The 21148-nt window shown below is 63.2% G+C and carries 16 protein-coding genes and 1 pseudogene; 7 read left to right on the top strand and 10 right to left on the bottom strand.

Features of this window, described 5'->3' with window-relative positions; translation table 11 throughout:
• Positions 1–304 precede the first annotated feature (304 nt).
• Both AACG97_RS21625 and AACG97_RS21620 read right to left on the bottom strand, forming a co-directional pair.
• The gene (locus tag AACG97_RS21625) at positions 305–1555 is read right to left on the bottom strand and encodes a ribonucleotide-diphosphate reductase subunit beta (protein WP_009682570.1); all 1251 of its coding nucleotides are present in this window, start codon (positions 1553–1555) and stop codon (positions 305–307) included.
• A 648-nt stretch (positions 1556–2203) separates the two neighbouring features.
• Entirely contained in the window at positions 2204–5083 is a 2880-nt protein-coding gene (locus AACG97_RS21620; RefSeq protein ID WP_009682569.1) for a ribonucleoside-diphosphate reductase subunit alpha, read from the bottom strand.
• A 747-nt stretch (positions 5084–5830) separates the two neighbouring features.
• On the opposite strand from AACG97_RS21620, the gene AACG97_RS21615 reads away from it, so the two are divergent.
• Positions 5831–6529, top strand: coding sequence for a response regulator (locus AACG97_RS21615; RefSeq protein WP_009682568.1), 699 nt, complete (start codon positions 5831–5833; stop codon positions 6527–6529).
• Positions 6526–8133, top strand: a complete 1608-nt coding sequence (locus AACG97_RS21610; RefSeq protein ID WP_047150011.1) for an ATP-binding protein — start codon at positions 6526–6528, stop codon at positions 8131–8133. Before AACG97_RS21615 ends, AACG97_RS21610 begins: the two co-directional genes overlap by 4 nt.
• A 3-nt stretch (positions 8134–8136) precedes the next feature.
• On the opposite strand, the gene AACG97_RS21605 is transcribed toward AACG97_RS21610, so the two are convergent.
• The gene (locus tag AACG97_RS21605) at positions 8137–8838 is read right to left on the bottom strand and encodes a 4'-phosphopantetheinyl transferase family protein (RefSeq protein ID WP_009682564.1); all 702 of its coding nucleotides are present in this window, start codon (positions 8836–8838) and stop codon (positions 8137–8139) included.
• A 157-nt stretch (positions 8839–8995) separates the two neighbouring features.
• Positions 8996–9787 carry a dienelactone hydrolase family protein gene (locus AACG97_RS21600; RefSeq protein WP_009682563.1) on the bottom strand — a complete coding sequence of 264 codons (792 nt, stop codon included), beginning with the start codon at positions 9785–9787 and terminating at the stop codon, positions 8996–8998.
• 129 nt (positions 9788–9916) lie between these two features.
• Here AACG97_RS21600 and AACG97_RS21595 point away from each other — a divergent pair, with 129 nt between their 5' ends.
• From AACG97_RS21595 to AACG97_RS21580, 4 genes are all read left to right on the top strand, one after another.
• On the top strand, positions 9917–10522 hold the full coding sequence (locus tag AACG97_RS21595; RefSeq protein ID WP_054881146.1) for an outer membrane protein: 606 nt from the start codon (positions 9917–9919) through the stop codon (positions 10520–10522).
• A gap of 149 nt (positions 10523–10671) precedes the next feature.
• Positions 10672–11349 (top strand): response regulator, encoded by a 678-nt coding sequence (locus AACG97_RS21590; protein ID WP_009682561.1) that lies wholly within the window; start codon positions 10672–10674, stop codon positions 11347–11349.
• The gene (locus tag AACG97_RS21585) at positions 11346–12692 is read left to right on the top strand and encodes an ATP-binding protein (RefSeq protein ID WP_009682560.1); all 1347 of its coding nucleotides are present in this window, start codon (positions 11346–11348) and stop codon (positions 12690–12692) included. Before AACG97_RS21590 ends, AACG97_RS21585 begins: the two co-directional genes overlap by 4 nt.
• 297 nt (positions 12693–12989) lie before the next feature.
• Positions 12990–14312, top strand: a complete 1323-nt coding sequence (locus tag AACG97_RS21580) for a dicarboxylate/amino acid:cation symporter (protein ID WP_009682559.1) — start codon at positions 12990–12992, stop codon at positions 14310–14312.
• 227 nt (positions 14313–14539) lie between these two features.
• On the opposite strand, the pseudogene AACG97_RS21575 reads toward AACG97_RS21580, so the two are convergent.
• The 6 genes and pseudogenes from AACG97_RS21575 to rimO all read right to left on the bottom strand — a co-directional run.
• Positions 14540–14662: pseudogene (locus tag AACG97_RS21575) on the bottom strand (tRNA (N6-threonylcarbamoyladenosine(37)-N6)-methyltransferase TrmO); the annotation flags it as partial.
• A 127-nt stretch (positions 14663–14789) separates the two neighbouring features.
• A complete protein-coding gene (gene tsaA, locus AACG97_RS21570; protein ID WP_009682558.1) occupies positions 14790–15482 on the bottom strand; it encodes a tRNA (N6-threonylcarbamoyladenosine(37)-N6)-methyltransferase TrmO in 693 nt (230 codons plus the stop codon).
• 6 nt (positions 15483–15488) lie between these two features.
• Positions 15489–15950, bottom strand: coding sequence for a YehS family protein (locus AACG97_RS21565; RefSeq protein ID WP_009682557.1), 462 nt, complete (start codon positions 15948–15950; stop codon positions 15489–15491).
• Between the two features lie 49 nt (positions 15951–15999).
• Positions 16000–16710 carry an rRNA pseudouridine synthase gene (locus tag AACG97_RS21560; protein ID WP_009682556.1) on the bottom strand — a complete coding sequence of 237 codons (711 nt, stop codon included), beginning with the start codon at positions 16708–16710 and terminating at the stop codon, positions 16000–16002.
• A gap of 108 nt (positions 16711–16818) precedes the next feature.
• Positions 16819–17286, bottom strand: coding sequence for a GNAT family N-acetyltransferase (locus tag AACG97_RS21555; protein WP_009682555.1), 468 nt, complete (start codon positions 17284–17286; stop codon positions 16819–16821).
• Between the two features lie 156 nt (positions 17287–17442).
• Positions 17443–18774, bottom strand: coding sequence for a 30S ribosomal protein S12 methylthiotransferase RimO (gene rimO / locus AACG97_RS21550; RefSeq protein WP_009682554.1), 1332 nt, complete (start codon positions 18772–18774; stop codon positions 17443–17445).
• A gap of 235 nt (positions 18775–19009) precedes the next feature.
• Between rimO and AACG97_RS21545 the strand changes: the two genes are divergently transcribed.
• The gene (locus tag AACG97_RS21545; protein WP_009682553.1) at positions 19010–20920 is read left to right on the top strand and encodes a potassium transporter Kup; all 1911 of its coding nucleotides are present in this window, start codon (positions 19010–19012) and stop codon (positions 20918–20920) included.
• Positions 20921–21148: the final 228 nt, after the last annotated feature.

The following is a 21148-nucleotide window of genomic DNA, read 5'->3' as shown; positions in this document are numbered from 1 at the left end:
GCCGAGTTCGTGGGCGCAAAACCAGGCTTCGGATTCGAGCCAGAGCGTGTGAAGAGGGCGGTTGTGGCGGGTGAAGACGGTCGGTGTATTGAGACTGTCGATGTTTGGCCATCCTGATGTTGGAGAGCCGTTGCTAACGGGAACGGGGTTCCGCTGCGTGAGCGTTCTTAAGCGCCATGAAACGTTATCGCGACGCTTTCAAAGTGACAATCGCGAAGCTTGTAGGATGCTTCCTGTTCGGCAATTCCTGCGCCAACAAAAAAGGCTGCCATTCGGCAGCCTTCTCGATGCTCAGCCCGGACGATCAATCCCAGCTCAACGCCCCACCAGTCTGATACTCAATCACCCGCGTCTCAAAGAAGTTCTTCTCCTTCTTCAAGTCCATGATCTCGCTCATCCACGGGAACGGGTTGGTAGTCCCCGGGTACTCTTCCTTCAGACCAATCTGGGTCAAACGACGGTTGGCGATGAACTTGAGGTAGTCCTCCATCATCGCTGCGTTCATGCCCAGTACGCCGCGTGGCATGGTGTCGCGGGCGTATTCGATCTCCAGCTGGGTCCCTTGCAGGATCATCTGGGTCGCTTCTTCCTTCATCGCCGCATCCCACAGGTGCGGGTTCTCGATCTTGATCTGGTTGATCACGTCGATACCGAAGTTCAGGTGCATCGACTCGTCACGCAGGATGTACTGGAACTGCTCGGCAACGCCGGTCATCTTGTTGCGGCGGCCCATGGACAGGATCTGGGTGAAGCCGCAGTAGAAGAAGATGCCTTCCAGTACGCAGTAGTAGGCGATCAGGTTGCGCAGCAGCTCCTTGTCGGTTTCGACGGTGCCGGTGTTGAACTCCGGGTCGGAAATGGCGCGGGTGTACTTCAGGCCCCAGGCGGCTTTCTTCGCGACCGACGGGATCTCGTGGTACATGTTGAAGATCTCGCCTTCATCCATGCCCAGCGACTCGATGCAGTACTGGTAGGCGTGGGTGTGGATCGCCTCTTCGAAGGCCTGGCGCAGAATGTACTGGCGGCACTCGGGGTTGGTGATCAGGCGGTACACGGCCAGGGCCAAGTTGTTGGCAACCAGCGAGTCGGCGGTGGAGAAGAAGCCCAGGTTGCGCATGACGATGCGGCGCTCGTCTTCGGTCAGGCCGTCCTGGCTCTTCCACAGGGCGATGTCGGCGGTCATGTTGACCTCTTGCGGCATCCAGTGGTTGGCGCAGCCGTCCAGGTACTTCTGCCAGGCCCAGTCGTACTTGAACGGTACCAGCTGGTTCAGGTCGGCGCGGCAGTTGATCATGCGCTTTTCGTCAACGGCAACACGGGCCGAGGAGCCTTCCAGTTCGGCCAGGCCTTCGGCAACGTCGAGGGCGTCGAGGGCTGCCTTGGCACGTTTGACCGCGTCGGAGTCAGCAGCGGTGGCCGCACGGGCTTCCAGGGCGGCGGCACCGCCGGCGCTGTCGAGCTTGTCGAGGGTGGCGGCGGCAGCGGTCTGCGCAGGGTTGTTGCCTTTGGCGGCTACTTCGCCGTCTTCTTTGTCGAATTCGTCCCAGCTCAGCATGGTTTGGCTCCTGCTTGAGGGTTGCCCTGGGGCAACCGCTTGGATTTAAAGAATGTGATGCCTGACGCAAGGCCGTAACGGCGAATGGACAGCTCGAGAGGCTGACTCTCGTTTACATCTGAATGTGTTCTGGCTTGTACCTGGCCAGGCCTCGGGGAGGGGCCAGGACAATTGAATGGTGCTCTTTTCAGAGGGGGCGAAGTATATCGGATTTCGCCTTGGATCGGGGCGCGTCTCTTGCGGGCGAGGGTAACTTTTTCGACCGGAAATGCGTGCGTCCGTTCACCGGGTTTGTGTGGCTTGCTATGGGAAGGGAGTGTAGCGGCAAAACGCGGATGGCACTACATGTTGTGGCTTTTTATTTTTAAGGCACATTATGTGGTGTTGGCGTGATTTTTGTGGGAGCGGCCTTGTGTCGCGAACGGGCCGCAAAGCGGCCCCGCGAATCATGCCGCGAAGCTGCAATCTTGGGGGCGCTTCGCACCCCAATCGCGACACAAGGCCGCTCCCACAGTGACCGCGTTTTGTGAGAAGTCCTGTTCTTTTGCCGAGCCGCGTGAGCGCCGGGCAAGGGCAAGGTTTCTCCGGGGTGCAGATACAAAAATGCCGCGCGGGGCACCCAAGGGCACCCCGTGCGGCATTCAGGCCTTACTGGCAGGCTTCGCAGTCTGGCTCGTCGATCGCGCAGGCCTTCGGCACTGGCGCTGGGCCGGCTGCCTGAACCGGGGCGCTGTCGCCACCGCTGGAAACGGCGTTGAGCTTGCCGGTGTTGATGGTCGACTTCTCGGTGCTGGTCGCGGCCAGGGCACGGAGGTAGTAGGTGGTTTTCAGGCCACGGTACCAGGCCATGCGGTAGGTCACGTCCAGCTTCTTGCCCGAGGCGCCGGCAATGTACAGGTTCAGCGATTGCGCCTGGTCGATCCACTTCTGACGACGCGAGGCCGCATCGACAATCCACTTGGTTTCGACTTCGAACGCGGTGGCGTACAGGTCTTTGAGCTCTTGCGGAATACGCTCGATCTGCTGCACCGAACCGTCGTAGTACTTCAGGTCGTTGATCATGACCGAGTCCCACAGGCCGCGGGCTTTCAGGTCGCGCACCAGGTACGGGTTGATCACGGTGAACTCGCCCGACAGGTTGGATTTCACGTACAGGTTCTGGTAGGTCGGCTCGATCGACTGCGACACGCCGGTGATGTTGGCAATGGTTGCAGTTGGCGCGATGGCCATGATGTTCGAGTTACGGATACCTTTTTTGACGCGCTCGCGCACCGGGGCCCAGTCCAGCGACTCTTCCAGGTTGACGTCGATGTACTTCTGGCCACGGGCCTCGATCAGGATCTGTTGCGAATCCAGTGGCAGGATGCCCTTGGACCACAGCGAGCCCTGGAAGGTCTCGTAGGCGCCACGCTCGTCGGCCAGGTCGCACGAAGCCTGGATGGCGAAGTAGCTGACCGCTTCCATCGACTTGTCGGCGAACTCGACGGCCGCGTCGGAGCCGTACGGGATGTGCTGCAGGTACAGCGCATCCTGGAAGCCCATGATGCCCAGGCCGACCGGGCGGTGCTTGAAGTTCGAGTTACGCGCTTGCGGCACCGAGTAGTAGTTGATGTCGATCACGTTGTCGAGCATGCGCACGGCGGTGTTCACGGTGCGTTGCAGCTTGGCGGTGTCCAGCTTGCCATCATTGATGTGGTTCGGCAGGTTGATCGAGCCCAGGTTGCAGACCGCGATCTCGTCCTTGTTGGTGTTCAGGGTGATCTCGGTGCACAGGTTCGAGCTGTGGACCACGCCCACGTGCTGCTGCGGCGAACGCAGGTTGCACGGGTCCTTGAAGGTCAGCCATGGGTGGCCGGTCTCGAACAGCATCGACAGCATCTTGCGCCACAGGTCTTTGGCTTGGATGGTCTTGAACACCTTGATCTTGTTGTACTCGGTCAGGGCTTCGTAGTACTCGTAGCGCTCTTCGAAGGCCTTGCCGGTCAGGTCGTGCAGGTCGGGCACTTCCGATGGCGAGAACAGGGTCCACTTGCCGTCATCGAAGACACGCTTCATGAACAGGTCAGGGATCCAGTTGGCGGTGTTCATGTCGTGGGTACGACGGCGGTCATCACCGGTGTTCTTGCGCAGCTCGATGAATTCTTCGATGTCCAGGTGCCAGGTTTCCAGGTAGGCACACACGGCGCCTTTGCGCTTGCCACCTTGGTTCACGGCAACGGCCGTGTCGTTGACCACTTTCAGGAACGGCACCACGCCCTGGGACTTGCCATTGGTGCCCTTGATGTACGAGCCCAGTGCACGGACCGGGGTCCAGTCGTTGCCCAGGCCACCGGCGAATTTCGACAGCATGGCGTTGTCGTGGATCGCGTGGTAGATGCCCGACAGGTCGTCCGGCACGGTGGTCAGGTAGCAGCTGGACAGCTGCGGGCGCAGGGTACCGGCGTTGAACAGGGTCGGGGTCGAGGCCATGTAGTCGAACGACGACAACAGGTTGTAGAACTCGATCGCACGGGCTTCCTTGTCTTTCTCTTCCAGCGCCAGGCCCATGGCCACACGCATGAAGAACACCTGGGGCAGCTCGAAGCGCACGCCATCCTTGTGGATGAAGTAGCGGTCGTACAGGGTTTGCAGGCCCAGGTAGGTGAACTGCTGGTCGCGCTCGTGGTCGATGGCCTTGCCCAGACGCTCCAGGTCGTAGCCTTTCAGGGCAGGGTCCAGCAGCTCGAATTCGACGCCTTTCTCGACATAGGCCGGCAGCGCCTTGGCGTACAGGTCGGCCATTTCGTGGTGGGTGGCGCTTTCGGCGACGTTCAGGAAGCCCAGGCCTTCGGCGCGCAGGGTGTCCATCAGCAGGCGGGCAGTGACGAACGAGTAGTTCGGCTCGCGCTCTACCAGGGTACGGGCAGTCATCACCAGGGCGGTGTTGACGTCCTTGATGGCTACGCCGTCGTAAAGGTTCTTCAGGGTTTCGCGCTGGATCAGGTCGCCATCGACTTCGGCCAGGCCTTCGCAGGCTTCGCTGATGATGGTGTTCAGGCGGGCCATGTCCAGTGGTGCCAGGCTGCCGTCGGCCAGGGTAATGCGGATGCTCGGGTGTGGCTCGACCACGGCGTCGCTGTTGGCGCGGGTCGCACGCTCCTTGGCACGCTGGTCGCGGTAGATCACGTAGTCGCGGGCGACTTTCTGCTCGCCGGCGCGCATCAGGGCCAGCTCGACCTGGTCCTGGATTTCTTCGATGTGGATGGTGCCACCCGATGGCATGCGACGCTTGAACGTGGCGGTAACCTGCTCGGTCAGGCGCGCGACAGTGTCGTGGATGCGCGACGAGGCGGCGGCGGTGCCGCCTTCAACTGCGAGGAACGCCTTGGTGATGGCAACGGTGATCTTGTCGTCGGTGTACGGGACGACAGTGCCGTTACGCTTGATCACGCGCAGTTGGCCAGGGGCGGTAGCAGCCAGATCCTGCTGGGAATCGGCGGCCTGCGGCACCTTGGCCTGCGGGTTCTCGCGAGTTGTGTCGGTTTGCATGGGTGGGTGTCTCCACAGTTTCTATATTGTACAGGCGCCTTTTGAGCGCCCACCGTTCCGTCCACTTGCTCGATAACCTCACGGGGATGCGCACTGCATGCGCACCCGCCCGCGCGGGCGTACCGACTTCGGGACAGACTCAGGAATAAGGGGCAATGGCTTGCCGCTCCCTGGCCGAAGTCAAAGGTTCTGGGCTGGGCCCAAAAACTGTTGCTGATGAGTGCCAGGCTGGCCTGCAACACCCATGCCCGAACAAGGCCCTGGGTGGGCTTGCCTCGGTCGCCTCCGCAGGAGCGGTTTGGCTGCTGAAATCACTTGAAGTTCCAACCCGAAGATCGTTTGATCTAGCGGGTTGACTTTTGTGTGTGATTTTGCACGAACCCCTATATCTAGTGGTTCGCTGCGATCGGGATACAAGATAATGCGGTATTGGGGGGTTTGCAAGGCGAGCGTCTGTGGATAACGTGTGGGTACTTTGTGGGTGAAAGGTGAGTATTCGCTGTAGGCCTTGTGCCAAGTGGTTTGCAGTATTTTTCGGCCGTTCGCCGCCCCGTCGCAGTTTTTGCGGGCGCGCACCCTACCACAAAAAACGCTCGAGCCAAGGGGGGCAGGTGCGTGGCTGTAGCGGGTTGCTGCCTGTCAGATCGAGCACCGTGCGGGCCCCGCTCGATTTCATGGACAGCAAAGATCTACAGTCATACGCTCAAAGGCCAAGATTGCGATCCAGAGAATAAAAAGGCCAAAGCCATGGACCAGACCCAACCCCGCATTCTGATCGTCGAGGACGACCCGCGCCTGGCCGAGCTGACCGCCGAGTACCTGCAGGCCAACGGCTTCGAGGTCGCGGTCGAGGGCGATGGCGCGCGTGCCGTGCGTCGGATCGTCGACAGCCAACCTGATCTGGTCATTCTCGACCTGATGCTGCCGGGCGAGGACGGCTTGAGCATCTGCCGCCGGGCGCGCAACCAGTACCCTGGGCCGATCCTGATGCTCACCGCACGCAGCGACGAACTCGACCAGATCCACGGGTTGGACCTGGGCGCCGACGACTATGTCTGCAAGCCGGTGCGCCCGCGTCTGCTGTTGGCGCGCATACAGGCCTTGCTGCGCCGTAGCGAAGCCCTGGACAGCAAGCGCCAGGACCTGGCGTTCGGTGCCCTGCACATCGACAACCGGCTGCGCGAGGCGCGCCTCGGTGAGCAACTGATCGAACTGACCGGCGCCGAATTCGACTTGCTCTGGCTGCTGGCCAGCAATGCCGGGCGGGTGCTTAGCCGCGAACAGATCTTCACTGCGCTGCGTGGTGTTGGCTACGACGGCCAGGACCGTTCCATCGACATCCGCATTTCCAGGATCCGCCCCAAGATCGGCGATGACCCGCTGCAGCCGCGGCTGATCAAGACCCTGCGCAGCAAGGGCTACCTGTTCGTCGGCGAGGCGCCATGAACAATTCGATATTCCTGCGCATCTATGGCGGTATGCTGGCGGTGCTGGTACTGGTGGCGCTGCTGGGCGTGCTCAGCCTGCACCTGGTCAACGAGGTGCGCGCCGCCCAGCACCGTGAGCGCCTGGCGCAAGGCACCTTCAGCCTGATGGCGGACAACCTGGCGGTGCAGAACGCAACCGAACGCAAGCGCTCGCTGTTGATTTGGGAGCGCCTGCTCGGCGTGCCACTGGCGCTGCAGCCGATGAGCGCCCGCCGGCTTGATGGCAGCCAGCGGGCGCGCCTGGCCCGTGGCCTGGTGGTGGTGGAAAAAACCGGCCCGCATGCGGCACAGGTGCTGCGCAAGGTTGGCCAGGAAGACCTGATGCTGGTGGCGCAGATCAACCAGATCAGCGAGCAGTTGGCACGCGCGACGCTTTATCTGCTGGCCGATGAGCTGGTGCGCTACCCGGTCACCGAACAACAGCAGCGCCTGGCCCAGCTGACGCAGGAAAAAGGCTTCGGCTTTGGCGTTGCATTGCAACGGATCGAGCGCGTCAGCCTGGACGATGACCAGCGGCACAGGGTCGAGGAGGGCGACACGGTGATGGCGCTGGGCAAGGATGGCGATTCGATCCGGGTGTTCGCCGGGTTGACCGGCTCGCCCTGGGTGCTGGAGATCGGCCCGCTGTACCAGCTCAACCCGTATCCGCCGCAGTTGCTGGTCCTGATCGCGTTTCTGGGCCTGTGCCTGATCGGTCTGGTGGTCTACTTGCTGGTCCGCCAGTTGGAGCGCCGCGTGTCGGGCCTGGAAGTTGCCGCCACACGCATCGCCCAAGGCAGCCTGGACACACGCGTACCGGCTGGCGACACCGACTCGGTAGGGCGCCTGGCCGCCGCATTCAATGGCATGGCCGAGCACTTGCAGCGTTCGCTGACCATGCAGCGTGAGCTGGTGCGCGCGGTATCCCACGAGTTGCGCACGCCGGTGGCGCGCCTGCGCTTTGGCCTGGAGATGATCGAAAGTGCCAGCACCGAGCAGGCGCGCGCCAAGCACCTGGCTGGCATGGACGGCGACATCCAGGACCTCGACAGGCTGGTCGACGAAATGCTCACTTACGCGCGCCTGGAGCAAGGCGCGCCGGCCTTGCAGTTCCAGCGGATCGACATCGATGTCTTGCTCGACCGGGTGATCGACGAGTTGGCGCCGCTGCGTGCCGATGTGCGCGTCGAGCGGGGTGAGTGCCAGGGGGCCGATGCCGATGGCGCCTGGGTCGAGGCTGAGCCGCGCTACCTGCACCGGGCGCTGCAGAACCTGGTCGGCAATGCCATGCGCCACGCCGAGTCGCAGGTACGCCTGAGCTACCAGCTGGGGCAGCAACGCTGCCGCATCGATGTGGAAGACGATGGCCCAGGGATCCCTGAGGGGGTATGGGACCGCATTTTCACGCCGTTCACCCGCCTGGACGACAGCCGCACCCGCGCCTCGGGCGGGCATGGCCTGGGCCTTTCGATTGTGCGGCGGATCATCTACTGGCATGCCGGGCGAGCCACGGTAGGGCGCAGTGCGACGTTGGGGGGCGCTTGCTTCAGCCTGAACTGGCCGCGCCAGCAGGCACCGCTGTAGGCGTCAGACGCTCACCAGGCTAAGCAGATGGCCGTTTTGCAGGCTGAACTGGCCGTGCAGCTCTGCCCCGCGTTGCCACTGTGGCGACAGGTCGGTGAGCAGGCGCAGGCGCGCCAGCCCCTCGCCAGACCAGTCGAGCACTTCGGCGTGCTCGAAGTAGAAACGCTGGCGGGTGAGGGGGTAGAGGGTCTTGAACAGGCTTTCCTTCAGCGAGAAGGTCAGGGTGACCGTCAGCCCAAGCTGAGCGCGGTCCAGGCGCTCCAGCTCGGCCGGGGTGAGAATTTCGCCCATCAAGCGCTCGGCGCGTTCGTCATCGAGCAGGGCTTCCTGATCCAGGCCCAGGCCCTGGCAGCTGTGGGCGCCAGCGACCACAGCGGCGGCCCAGCCTTGGCCATGGGTGATCGAGCCATGAATGCCGGCGGGCCAGATGGGCGAGCGGTCTTCATGGGTGCCAGGCACGTAGTTGCGACCGTCCAGGCGCTGCAGCGCGGCCCGTGCGCATGCACGGCCGGCCAGGTACTCGGCCTGGCGCTTGGGCACCGAGCGCAGCAGGCTGGCGCTTGGCACTACCCCCGCGCGCTGGAAGTCGTCGGCCCCTAGCTGGGCGGGTTCGAAGGCGCAACTGACCAGCACCGCACCGGGTAATGGGCGTGGCAGGGGCCAGTGGTACTGAAGTGGGGCGCAGCAGGCGGGGAGCGTATTCATGGCGGCTATTGTGCCAGCCGCGGCGACGGTGTGGGAGATGCAATAGCCAAGGCTGCCGTGCAGCCCATCGCCGGCAAGCCTGCAGGCCCGAAGATCTATGCAGTGCCTGGGGAAGCTGGCTTGCCGACAATGGGCCGCAAAGCGGGCCGTACAATCGCTATTTGAATACCTTCTTGAAAAACGCCTGCATATCCGCCCAGGAGCTTTCATCCGCGGCCTTGTTATAGCCAATGTCCGGCCCGCCATGCTCGCCATGGCTCAAGCGGTCTGCATCCGGATTGGTGAAACCGTGCTTGGCCCCTTCGATGCTGACGAACTGATAGTTCACCTTGGCCGCATCCATCTCGGCCTTGAAGTCCTTGACCTGTTGCGGTGTGACCATGCTGTCGGCCGCGCCGTGCTCGACCAGGATAGCCGCGCGTACCACGCCCGGTTTGGCCGGGGTAGCGGTAGCCAGTGCGCCATGGAAGCTCACTACGCCGTCGAGTTTCTCCCCACGGCGTGCAGCATCCAGCACCACCTTGCCGCCGAAGCAGTAGCCGACCGCACCCAGCTCGTGCTTGTTGGTGTTCGGTTGCAGTTTCAGCAGCTCCAGGCCTGCATCGAAACGCCTGGCCGCAGCGGCAGGGTCTTTCAGGGCGGCCGTCATGAACGCCTGGGCATCCTGCGGGTGCTGGGTGTGCTTGCCATCGCCATACATGTCGATGGCCAGGGCGTTATAGCCCAGCGCTGCCAGGTCACGGGCGCGGCGCTTGGCATAATCGTTCAGCCCCCACCATTCATGCACCACCACAATGCCGGGGCGCTTGCCCTCGACGGCGTCGTCGTATGCGTAGTAGCCGACCAGGCGGTTGCCGTCGGCGTCCTGGTAAGGAATTTCGCGGGTTTGTACTGCCGCTTGGGCAAGGGCAGCGCTGCACATCAGGGTCAGGGCCAGCAGGACACGCATGGGTACTACTCCTTGTTCGGCAATCGGGTCGTTCAGCCGAGGTTCAGTCAGGGTTCAGTCGCGGTTCAGGGTGCCCTGCTTACTCTAGCTTCCAGACCGAAACAACGCACCCAACTGGAGTAACCTGCCATGAAAACCTTCAATACCCTGCTTGCCGCCATGGCCGTCTGCGCCGCTGGCCTCACCACCGCTCAGGCTGCCGATGACAACTTCGCCAGCCTCACCTACGGCCAGACCAGCGACAAGGTTCGCAAGTCCGGCCTGTTGCAGCGCAACACCGACAACCTCAACACCGACGGCATCATCGGCAAGGATGACACCTGGGGTGTGCGTGTGGGCAAGATCAACGACCAAGGCCGTTACTACATGACCTATGACAACGTCTCGGGCGACCACAGCGGCCTGAAACTGCGTCAGGAAAACCTGCTGGGCAGTTATGACCTGTTCCTGCCGGTGGGCGATACCACCAAACTGTTTGGCGGTGGCAGCCTGGGCATGACCAAGCTCACCCAGGACTCGCCAGGCGCCCGCCGCGATACCGACTACGGTTATGCCTACGGGCTGCAGGCCGGTGTGATCCAGGACATCACCGACAAGGCTTCGGTCGAGCTGGGCTACCGCTATCTGCGCACCAATGCGGCAACCGAGGTCGGCGCGCATGGCGGGCCGAAGGATGGCACCCTGCGCCTGAGCAGCAGTGCGCAGACTTACCTGGCGGCCTCCTACAAGTTCTGACGGCCTGCCGGGTTATCCTGTACCGGCCTCTTCGCGGCTAAAGCCGCTGCCACAGGGATCGCACAGTCCAGCAAACCTGTGTGCTCCCTGTGAGAGCGGCTTTAGCCGCGAAGAGGCCGGTACAGGCAATAGATGAAAAGGAGCTGCATATGAAACTGCTGGTGGTCGAGGACGAAGCCCTGCTTCGCCATCACCTCTACACCCGCCTGGGCGAAAGCGGCCACGTGGTCGAGGCGGTCGCCGATGCCGAGGAGGCGCTGTACCAGGCCGGGCAATACCACTTCGACCTGGCCATCATCGACCTGGGCTTGCCCGGTATCAGTGGCCTGGAGCTGATCACGCGCCTGCGCAGCCAGGACAAGACCTTCCCCATCCTCATCCTCACGGCCCGTGGAAACTGGCAGGACAAGGTCGAAGGCCTGGCCGCAGGCGCCGACGACTACCTGGTCAAACCCTTCCAGTTCGAAGAGCTCGAAGCCCGCCTGAATGCGCTGCTGCGCCGCTCCAGCGGCTTCACCCAGTCGACCATCGCTGCCGGCCCACTGGTGCTCGACCTCAACCGCAAGCAGGCCAGCCTCGATGCGCAGCCGTTGGCGCTCACGGCTTATGAGTACCGCATCCTCGAATACCTCATGCGCCATCATCAGCAAGTGGTGGCCAAGGACCGCCTGATGGAGCAACTGTACCCAGGCGATGAGGAGCGTGACCCGAATGTCATCGAAGTGCTGATCGGCCGCCTGCGCCGCAAGCTGGAAGGCGAGCAGGGGTTCAAACCCATCGATACCGTACGTGGCCTGGGCTACCTGTTCACCGAGCGCTGCCGATGATTCGTTCCCTGCGCGTGCGCCTGATGCTGGCCGCCGCCGTGCTGGCGCTGCTGTTCATGCTGGGGTTGCTGCCCGCGTTGCAGAAGGCGTTCAGCCTGGCCCTGCAGGAGTCGATCGAGCAGCGCCTGGCCTCGGACGTAACCACGCTGATATCGGCCGCGCGCATCGAAGGCGGCCAGTTGCAGATGCCTGAACTGCTGCCGGACGAGCGTTACAACCTGCCGTACACCGGCCTGCTCGGGTATATCTTCGACCGCGATGGCCAGCTGGTCTGGCAGTCCCGCGCCACCGCCGACCGGCACATCAACTACCGGCCGCGCTATGACGGGCGCGGCAACGAATTTGCCCGCATCCACCAGGCCGACGGTGAAGAGTTCTTTGTCTACGACGTCGAGATCAAGCTGCTGGGTGGCCAGAGCGCAGCCTACAGCATTGTCGCCCTGCAGCCGGTGAGCGAGTACAAGGCCACCCTCGACGGCCTGCGCGAAAAGCTCTACCTGGGCTTCGGCGCCGCCTTGCTGGCGCTGCTGGTGTTGCTGTGGGCCGGCTTGACCTGGGGCTTGCGCTCGCTGCGCCGGCTCAGCCACGAACTGGATGAGGTGGAAGCAGGGGCGCGCGATGGCCTGAGCGGCGAGCACCCCCGCGAGCTGCTGCGCCTGACCCGCTCGCTCAACCGTTTGCTGCGCAGTGAACGCGAGCAGCGTACGCGCTACCGGGATTCGCTGGACGACCTGGCACACAGCCTGAAAACCCCGCTGGCGGTGTTGCAGGGGGTGGGCGAAAGCCTGCAGCAGCGCAGTGGCGAACGCGAACAGGCGCGGGTGCTGCAAAGCCAGATCGAACGCATGAGCCAGCAGATCGACTACCAGCTGCAGCGCGCCAGCCTGCGCAAGAGCGGCCTGGTGCGCCACAGTGTGCCGCTACGGCCTGTGCTCGACAGCCTGTGCAGCACGTTGGCCAAGGTATACCGGGACAAACGCGTGGAGGTGCAACGGGTGTTACCCGGGGCGGCCCAGGTGCCGATGGAGCAGGGCGCCTTGCTGGAGATGCTCGGCAACCTGCTGGAAAACGCCTATCGGCTGAGCCTTGGCCAGGTGCGCGTAAGCCTCGAGCAAGTGCCAGGGCGCCTGACCTTGTGCATCGAAGACGACGGGCCGGGCGTACCGGTCGACCAGCGCGAACGCATCCTCGAGCGCGGTGAGCGGCTGGACAGTCAGCACCCGGGGCAGGGCATCGGCCTGGCGGTGGTCAAGGATATCGTCGACAGCTATGACGCCGTGCTCAGCCTGGGGGACTCCCCACTGGGTGGGGCCGCGTTCAGGATTACCTTCAACCTCGATTGATTCACGGCCCGGGTGGGCGGATTCCCGCCAATATGCCTGTACAAAACCCGCCACCGGGCGGAAATCCGCCAGCTTTCCTCACTTTTATCGCCCCGTCGTTGGGCATTAATCCTTGCTAAACAAGGTATTTGCACCCTTGCTGGGCACTTTGGCACCACCCTTGCTATTGATCTACGCAGAGGCCTGCCCAGGCAGCTCGAACACAACGACAAATCCCTCCAGGTGCAGGAGGGTTAGCGATTCAGGTGCCCCATCACCCTGGGAAGGGTGAGCCGGCACACTTGAGGAAAATTAGCCATGACGACACGTCAGCCGCTGTACAAATCCCTGTATGTCCAGGTGTTGGTCGCCATCACCATCGGCATCCTGCTCGGCCACTTCTACCCGGAAACGGGCGTCGCGCTCAAACCCTTCGGTGACGGTTTCGTCAAACTGATCAAGATGGTCATCGCCCCGATCATCTTCTGTACCGTGGTCAGCGGCATCGCCGGCATGCAGAGCATGAAGTCGGTCGGCAAGACTGGCGGCTACGCGCTGCTGTACTTTGAAATCGTCTCCACCATCGCCTTGATCATTGGCCTCATCGTCGTCAACGTGGTCAAGCCAGGCGCTGGCATGCACATCGACGTCAGCACCCTGAACGCCAGCAGTGTGGCTGCCTATGCCGCCGCCGGTGCGCAGCAGACCACGGTCGGGTTCCTGCTCAACGTCATCCCCAACACGGTGGTCGGTGCATTCGCCAACGGCGATATCCTGCAAGTGCTGATGTTCTCGGTCCTGTTCGGCTTCGCCCTGCACCGCCTGGGCAGCTACGGCAAGCCGCTGCTGGACATGATCGACCGCTTCGCCCATGTCATGTTCAACATCATCAACATGATCATGAAGCTGGCACCGCTTGGCGCCTTCGGTGCCATGGCCTTCACCATCGGCCAGTACGGCGTGGGTTCGCTGGTGCAACTGGGCTACCTGATGGCCTGCTTCTACATCACCTGCCTGTTGTTCGTGCTGGTGGTGCTGGGTGGTATCTGCCGCGCCCACGGCTTCAGCGTGCTGAAACTGATCCGCTACATCCGTGAAGAGCTGCTGATCGTGCTGGGCACCTCCTCGTCGGAATCGGCCCTGCCGCGCATGCTGGCCAAGATGGAACGCCTGGGTGCCAAGAAGTCCGTGGTTGGCCTGGTGATCCCGACCGGTTACTCGTTCAACCTCGACGGCACCTCGATCTACCTGACCATGGCAGCGGTATTCATTGCCCAGGCCACCGACACCACCATGGACATCACCCACCAGATCACCTTGCTGTTGGTGCTGCTGGTGGCTTCCAAGGGTGCTGCCGGCGTCACCGGGTCGGGCTTCATCGTGCTGGCTGCCACCCTGTCGGCGGTGGGCCACCTGCCGGTTGCCGGCCTGGCGCTGATCCTCGGTATCGACCGCTTCATGTCCGAAGCCCGCGCCCTGACCAATCTGGTCGGCAACGCCGTTGCCACCGTGGTCGTGGCCAAGTGGGTCAAGGAAATGGACAACGACAAGCTGGCCTCGGAGCTGGCGTCCGGCGGTGCACCGCTGGTTGATACCCGCCCAACCGACGACCTGGGTGTGGCTGAAGGCCCGGCTCGTTGATAGCGGCTTGAAATGCAAAAAGGCGACCTCGGGTCGCCTTTTTCATGCCTGCACGGTCCTTGTAGGAGCGGCCTTGCGTCGCGAAAGGGCTGCGTAGCAGCCCCGGCAAGCTTGCAGGATGGCTAAAGCCCCGGGGCCGCTACGCGCCCCATCGCGACGCAAGGCCGCTCCTACAATGGACAGCGAACAAGCCTGAATCGGGGTCAGGCCAGCACCACCTCCAACACCCGTTCCGGTGCAGGCACCTGGTAGGCCGGGCGTGGGTCCTGGGCCAGGCACTGTTCGATCAGCGCCAGGCGACCTCGGGTCGCCTTTTTTATGCCTGCACGGTCCTTGTGGGAGCGGCCTTGCGTCGCGAAAGGGCTGCGTAGCAGCCCCGGCAAGCTTGCAGGATGGCTAAAGCCCCGGGGCCGCTACGCGCCCCATCGCGACGCAAGGCCGCTCCTACAATGGCCAGCGAACAAGCCTGAATCGGGGTCAGGCCAGCACCACCTCCAACACCCGGATCGCCTCCGGCTGCGGGTAATGCCAGCGCACCTGCACATCCCAGAACCTAACCCCGTACACCCGTTCCGGTGCAGGTACCTGGTAGGCCGGGCGTGGGTCCTGGGCCAGGCATTGTTCGATCAGCGCCACCAGCGGCTCACCCAGCCGCAATGCATGCTCGCGGGCCTGCGCCAATGCGCTGTCGGCCCAGTGCACGGCAATGGCTGCAGGCGCAGCGCTGGCCATCTGGTTGCTGGCGCATGCAATGCTGTCGGCGTAAGGCACGTAGGGCTTGATGTCCAGCACCGGCGTGCCGTCCAACAGGTCGATCCCGGACAGCAGCAGCCGCCCCGGTTCAACCCCCTCCAGGCGCACCACCGACTGGCCGATGCCATTGGGCCGATGGGTGGCGCGGGTCGCGAACACGCCCATGCTCTTGTTGCCACCCAGGCGCGGTGGCCGCACCTTCAGGCGTGGCTTGTCTTCCAGCGCCTGGTGGAACAGGAACAGCAGCCAGACATGGCTGACCTGCTCCAGGCCTTCGACTGCCTCACCCTGGTCGAACGGCGGCAGCAGCTCCAGCACCCCGCGGGCGGCGGGAGCCAGCTGCGGTTGGCGCGGAATGGCAAACTTTTCCTTGAAGCATGAACGGACGATACCGACCGGGGCAACGGTGTGCTGCATGGTCACTCAGCCGCGCACGCGCAAAGTCAGGCCCTTGAGGAAGTTGCGCAGCAACTGGTCGCCGCACGGCCGGTAGTTGTCGTGGCCAGCTTTGCGGAACAGTGCACTCAATTCCGGCTTGCTGACCGGGAAGTTCACGGACTTGAGGATCGCGTGCAAGTCGTCCTCCTTGAGTTCGAAAGCCACCCGCAGCTTCTTGAGGATCAGGTTGTTGGTCACCGGCAGCTCGATCGGTTGCGCCGGGCGGCTGTCATCCTTGCCGCGACGGTAGAACACCAGGCCGTCGAGGAAGTGCGCCATCACCCGCTCAGGGCAACGCACAAAGCCTGCTTCGTCTTCTTTCTTCAGGTAGGTGGCGAGCACCAGCGGGTGCACTTCGAGGCCGGAGAGGCCGATGATCTCGGCCATCTTGGCGTCGTTCACCTTGAGCATGTAGCGCAGGCTGCGCAGGACGTCGTTGTGGTTCATTGCTGCTGAATCCTGTTCAGGTGCCGCGCGTTCCAGCGCGGCCTATTACTTAGAAACGTTCGGTAGCGGCCACATAGCGCCATTGGCCCAGCGGCAACTTGCCCATCGACACGCCACCCAGGCGAATGCGCCGCATGCCGACCAGCTCCAAGCGCAGGTAAGCGCACAATTCGGCGATCTGCCCGGGCTGCGGGTTTTTCAGGGCCATGCGCAAGTGGGTCTCGTTCTGCCAGCTGGCCTTGGCCTTGGGTAGCTCACGGTCATTGCGCATAGCACCGCGGGCCAGGCGCTCCAGTGCCTGGGGCGTGGTCTGGCCGCGCACTTCAACGATGAATTCCTGCTCCAGGCGGCGCAGGTCGGCTTCGATCTTGCGGGTCACCCGCCAGTCCTGGGTGAACACTTGCAGGCCACTGGCGCCGCGCTCCAGTGGGGCGACGCAAGCCTGCCGGGCAAAGTGCCCGTGCAGCGCACGCACGCCCTCGCGGTGGGTTTCGCTGAGGCTGCCCATGTTGATGCTAGCGCGGGCGCTTTCGCTGTCCATGTCGGCAGGCTGGTTCAGCAGCAGGGTCACCGGCTCCAGGGGCTCGGCGCGGGCGCCAGGCAACAGCTCGACGCGCTGTTGCCCGACCTTGAACTGCGGCTGCTCGACCACCACGCCATCGACCGTGACCCAGCCTCCTTCAATGTACAGCTCGGCCTCGCGGCGAGAGCAGCCAAGCTGCTCGATGAGGCGTTTGGACAGGCGGACGGGTTCGGACATGGCGCAATTCGCAGAGGCAGGGAAAGGTGACCATTGTACCTGCCCCTACGCGGTTGATGATGGGAATCTGTGTCAATTACGCCATTTCGGCGACCTGCTGCGGCATATTCAGTCGCCGCTGCACTGGCCTGTGCCCCGCAGGCGCATATGCAGCAGGGGGTAGGGTTGGCCAAGGCCGTCGGTAGGGGAGCGGCCGACCACCTCGAAACCTTCATGCAGGTAGAAGCCCAGGGCTTGCAGGTTCTGCTCGTTGACGTCCAGGGTTTCGGCATTGAGTTCGTTGATGGCGTAGCGCAGCAAGCGCCTGCCCACGCCCTGGCCACGGTAGGCCGGGGCAACGAAGAGCATATCCACCCGGCTGCTGGCGACCCCGGCGAACCCGCAGATACGCTGGCGGTTCTTGCAGCAGACCAGCATCACGGCGTCGAGGTAGCGGTACAACACATGCTCACGCAGCAGCCGGACATAGGCATCGGGTAGAAAATCGTGGGTCGCGCGCACCGAGTCTTCCCAGACCTGGGCCAGTTCGGGGTAGTCGCTAAGGTGCGGGGTTTGCAGGGACAATGGCTGGCGCATCGGGGTACGTTCCTCTGGGGCTGAGGAAACGATAGATGCTAAAAGCGCAACAGGCCCAAGGATTGCCGGTGCGCCTGCGCGGCCCATCATCGGCCGGGCAGCTCCCTGGTAAAGGAGCTGCTGGCCGGCGATGGTGCGCAGCGTACTGCGTGGGTGTCAGACCGGCTCGGCCCACATGTCGTATTCGTCGGCGTCTACCACCCGGCAACGAACCTTGTCGCCTGGCTTGAAGCCATGGTCGCCATCGATGAACACGCTGCCGTCGATTTCCGGGGCATCGAAGAAGCTGCGGCCTACCGAACCTTGCGCCTCGACTTCGTCGATCAGCACTTCGATCTCCTTGCCGATGCGCAGTTGCAGGCGGGCAGCGCTGATGGCCTGCTGGTGGGCCATGAAACGGTCCCAACGGTCCTGCTTGATGTCGTCCGGCACTTCATCCAGGCCCAGGTCGTTGGCCGGGGCGCCTTCCACCGGCGAGTACTGGAAGCAGCCCACGCGGTCGAGCTGGGCTTCGGTTAGCCAGTCCAGCAGGTACTGGAAGTCTTCTTCGGTTTCGCCGGGGAAGCCGACGATGAAGGTGGAACGGATCACCAGTTCGGGGCACTGTTCGCGCCACTGCTTGATGCGTGCCAGGGTACGGTCTTCGAAAGCCGGGCGCTTCATCGACTTGAGCACTTTCGGGCTGGCATGCTGGAACGGAATGTCCAGGTACGGCAGGATCTTGCCGGCCGCCATCAACGGGATCACATCGTCGACATTCGGGTAAGGGTACACGTAGTGCAGGCGCACCCAGGCACCCAGGCTGCTCAGTGCTTCGCACAGTTCAAGCATGCGGGTCTTGACCGGGCGGCCGTTCCAGAAGTCGGTCTTGTACTTGACGTCAACGCCATAGGCGCTGGTGTCCTGGGAAATCACCAGGATCTCCTTGACCCCGGCCTTCACCAGGCGCTCGGCCTCGCTCAGCACTTCGCCCACCGGGCGGCTGACCAGCTTGCCGCGCATCGACGGGATGATGCAGAAGCTGCAGCTGTGGTTGCAGCCTTCGGAAATTTTCAGGTAGGCGTAGTGGCGCGGGGTCAACTTGACCCCTTGTGGCGGTACCAGGTCGATCAGCGGGTTGTGGTCCTGGCGGGGTGGCACCACTTCGTGCACGGCGTTGACCACCTGCTCGTACTGTTGCGGGCCTGTGACCGACAGCACGCTTGGGTGCACGTCACGGATGTTGCCTTCTTCAACGCCCATGCAGCCGGTCACGATGACCTTGCCGTTTTCCTTGATCGCTTCGCCGATGACTTCCAGCGATTCGGCCTTGGCACTGTCGATGAAGCCGCAGGTGTTGACCACCACCACGTCGGCATCCTCGTAGGTGGGCACGACTTCATAGCCTTCCATGCGCAGCTGGGTCAGGATGCGCTCGGAATCGACCAGGGCTTTGGGGCAACCCAGGCTTACGAAACCTACCTTGGGGGTGGCGGGCGTGGTGGACATGACTAACCTCGGTATTGAATGCAGGTCGCCCGGCCGGAATCGGGGGCGATCTTGACGGGCGCTTTTGGCGCCTCTGATCAAAAAGTGCGCAATTCTAGCGAGCGCAGGGACGCTTGACCAGCAGAAATACGACGAACGCTGCGCTATGCTTCGCGCCGTTGCGCCAAGCTGCAGTGAGTGCTTGGTCGCAGAGTGAATACTGAAAGGCCGTAATGGCCGTCTGCGGGAGTGGTCGATGGTTCAGGCAAGCAGTCACGCTGAGGGCGGGCACGAGGGTAAGCAGGGTGCGACGCGGTCGCTGGGCCTGCTCGTGGCAGCGGTCGGGGTGGTTTATGGCGATATCGGCACCAGCCCGCTGTATACCCTGAAGGAAGTCTTTACCGGTGGTTATGGGGTGCCGGTCAACCATGACGGCGTACTGGGGATCCTGTCGCTGATCCTCTGGTCGCTGCTGTGGGTGGTGTCGTTCAAGTACGTGATGTTCATCCTGCGCGCCGACAACCAGGGCGAGGGCGGCACCATGGCCCTGACTGCGCTGGCGCGGCGGGCTACGGCGGCCTACCCGCGGCTGCGCACACTGATGGTGATCTGTGGCCTGATCGGCGCTTCGCTGTTCTATGGTGACAGCATGATCACCCCGGCGGTGTCGGTGCTGTCGGCGGTAGAGGGCATGGGCCTGGCGTTCGACGGTATCGACCACTGGGTGGTGCCGATTTCGCTGGTGGTGCTGGTGGCCCTGTTCCTGGTGCAGAAGCACGGTACCGAGAAGATCGGCAAGCTGTTCGGCCCGATCATGGTCACCTGGTTCGTGGTGCTCGGTGCACTGGGCGTGCACGGCATTTCGCAAAGCCCGGAAGTGCTCAAGGCCTTCAACCCCGGCTGGGCGGTCAACTTCTTCGTGGTGCACCCGGGGATGGGCGTGGCCATTCTGGGGGCGGTGGTGCTGGCGCTGACCGGTGCCGAGGCATTGTATGCCGACATGGGCCATTTTGGCCGCAAGCCTATCGCCCGTGCCTGGTTCATCCTGGTGCTGCCGGCGCTGGTGCTCAACTATTTTGGCCAGGGCGCGCTCCTGCTGCAGGATCCGGATGCGGCCCGTAACCCGTTCTACCTGCTGGCACCGGGCTGGGCGTTGTTGCCGTTGGTCGGCCTGGCCACCCTGGCCACGGTGATCGCCTCGCAGGCAGTGATTTCCGGGGCCTTCTCCTTGACCCGCCAGGCCATCCAGCTGGGTTATATCCCGCGCATGCAGATCCAGCACACCTCCAGCGACGAGCAAGGGCAGATCTATATCGGTGCGGTGAACTGGACCCTGATGGTGGGTGTGGTACTGCTGGTGATCGGTTTCGAGTCCTCCGGGGCGCTGGCGGCAGCCTACGGTGTTGCGGTAACCGGGACCATGCTGATGACCACGATCCTGGTGTCGGCGGTGATGCTGCTGCTGTGGAAGTGGCCGCCGCTGCTGGCGGTGCCGATTCTGGTCGGTTTCCTGCTGGTCGACGGGCTGTTCTTTGCCGCCAACGTGCCGAAAATTGTCCAGGGTGGCGCTTTCCCGGTGCTGGCCGGGGGCGTGCTGTACCTGCTGATGAGCACCTGGAAACGTGGCAAGCAGATCTTGGTCGAGCGCATCGACGAAGGGGCATTGCCGCTGCCGTTGTTCATCAGCAGTATCCGCATTCAGCCACCGCACCGGGTCGAAGGCACGGCGGTGTTCCTGACCGCGCGTTCCGATGCCGTGCCGCATGCGCTACTGCACAACATGCTGCACAACCAGGTGCTGCATAGCCAGGTGGTGTTGTTGACGGTGGTCAGCGAGGACCGGCCGCGGGTGCCGGAGCACGAGCGCTTCGAAGTGGAAGCCTATGGTGACGGCTTCTTCCGCGTGCTGCTGCATTTTGGCTTCATGGACGAGCCGGACGTACCGGCGGCGTTGAAACTGTGCCATCTGGATGGCCTGGACTTCACCCCTATGCGCACCACGTACTTCCTCAGCCGTGAGACGGTGATCGCCTCACGGCTCGAGGGGATGTCGCGCTGGCGTGGCAACCTGTTCGCCTTCCTGCTGAAGAATGCCAACGGCAACCTGCGCTTCTTCAACCTGCCGCTGAACCGGGTGATCGAGCTGGGGACCCAGGTCGAGATCTGATTGGCAAGGGGCTGCTTTGCAGCCCATCGCTGGCAAGCCAGGCTCCCACAAGTACTGCGCTGATATTCAACATGGCGCGGTCCCTGTGGGAGATTCTATGGTTCCTGGCAAGGGTAGCCGGAGCATCTTCAGCGCCTGTGAGATCGAGCGCCGCCCGCGCGGCGCAATCGCGAGCTGCGCTCGCTCCTACGTTTGTTTCGGGCCAGTAACGCCTGTGACAGGCGCGCG

The organism is Pseudomonas sp. Nvir, from assembly GCF_963778085.1.
Classification (GTDB): domain Bacteria; phylum Pseudomonadota; class Gammaproteobacteria; order Pseudomonadales; family Pseudomonadaceae; genus Aquipseudomonas; species Aquipseudomonas juntendi.
Note: the sequence above shows the minus strand (reverse complement) of the source record. Positions and strands in the feature narration are given on the sequence as shown.

Excerpts from the sequence above, each read along its gene's own strand:
- AACG97_RS21625 (WP_009682570.1), bottom strand. The coding sequence starts at position 1,555 with ATGCTGAGCTGGGACGAATTCGACAAAGAAGACGGCGAAGTAGCCGCC.
- AACG97_RS21620 (WP_009682569.1), bottom strand. The coding sequence starts at position 5,083 with ATGCAAACCGACACAACTCGCGAGAACCCGCAGGCCAAGGTGCCGCAG.
- AACG97_RS21615 (WP_009682568.1), top strand. The coding sequence starts at position 5,831 with ATGGACCAGACCCAACCCCGCATTCTGATCGTCGAGGACGACCCGCGC.
- AACG97_RS21610 (WP_047150011.1), top strand. The coding sequence starts at position 6,526 with ATGAACAATTCGATATTCCTGCGCATCTATGGCGGTATGCTGGCGGTG.
- AACG97_RS21605 (WP_009682564.1), bottom strand. The coding sequence starts at position 8,838 with ATGAATACGCTCCCCGCCTGCTGCGCCCCACTTCAGTACCACTGGCCC.
- AACG97_RS21600 (WP_009682563.1), bottom strand. The coding sequence starts at position 9,787 with ATGCGTGTCCTGCTGGCCCTGACCCTGATGTGCAGCGCTGCCCTTGCC.
- AACG97_RS21595 (WP_054881146.1), top strand. The coding sequence starts at position 9,917 with ATGAAAACCTTCAATACCCTGCTTGCCGCCATGGCCGTCTGCGCCGCT.
- AACG97_RS21590 (WP_009682561.1), top strand. The coding sequence starts at position 10,672 with ATGAAACTGCTGGTGGTCGAGGACGAAGCCCTGCTTCGCCATCACCTC.
- AACG97_RS21585 (WP_009682560.1), top strand. The coding sequence starts at position 11,346 with ATGATTCGTTCCCTGCGCGTGCGCCTGATGCTGGCCGCCGCCGTGCTG.
- AACG97_RS21580 (WP_009682559.1), top strand. The coding sequence starts at position 12,990 with ATGACGACACGTCAGCCGCTGTACAAATCCCTGTATGTCCAGGTGTTG.
- tsaA (WP_009682558.1), bottom strand. The coding sequence starts at position 15,482 with ATGCAGCACACCGTTGCCCCGGTCGGTATCGTCCGTTCATGCTTCAAG.
- AACG97_RS21565 (WP_009682557.1), bottom strand. The coding sequence starts at position 15,950 with ATGAACCACAACGACGTCCTGCGCAGCCTGCGCTACATGCTCAAGGTG.
- AACG97_RS21560 (WP_009682556.1), bottom strand. The coding sequence starts at position 16,710 with ATGTCCGAACCCGTCCGCCTGTCCAAACGCCTCATCGAGCAGCTTGGC.
- AACG97_RS21555 (WP_009682555.1), bottom strand. The coding sequence starts at position 17,286 with ATGCGCCAGCCATTGTCCCTGCAAACCCCGCACCTTAGCGACTACCCC.
- rimO (WP_009682554.1), bottom strand. The coding sequence starts at position 18,774 with ATGTCCACCACGCCCGCCACCCCCAAGGTAGGTTTCGTAAGCCTGGGT.
- AACG97_RS21545 (WP_009682553.1), top strand. The coding sequence starts at position 19,010 with ATGGTTCAGGCAAGCAGTCACGCTGAGGGCGGGCACGAGGGTAAGCAG.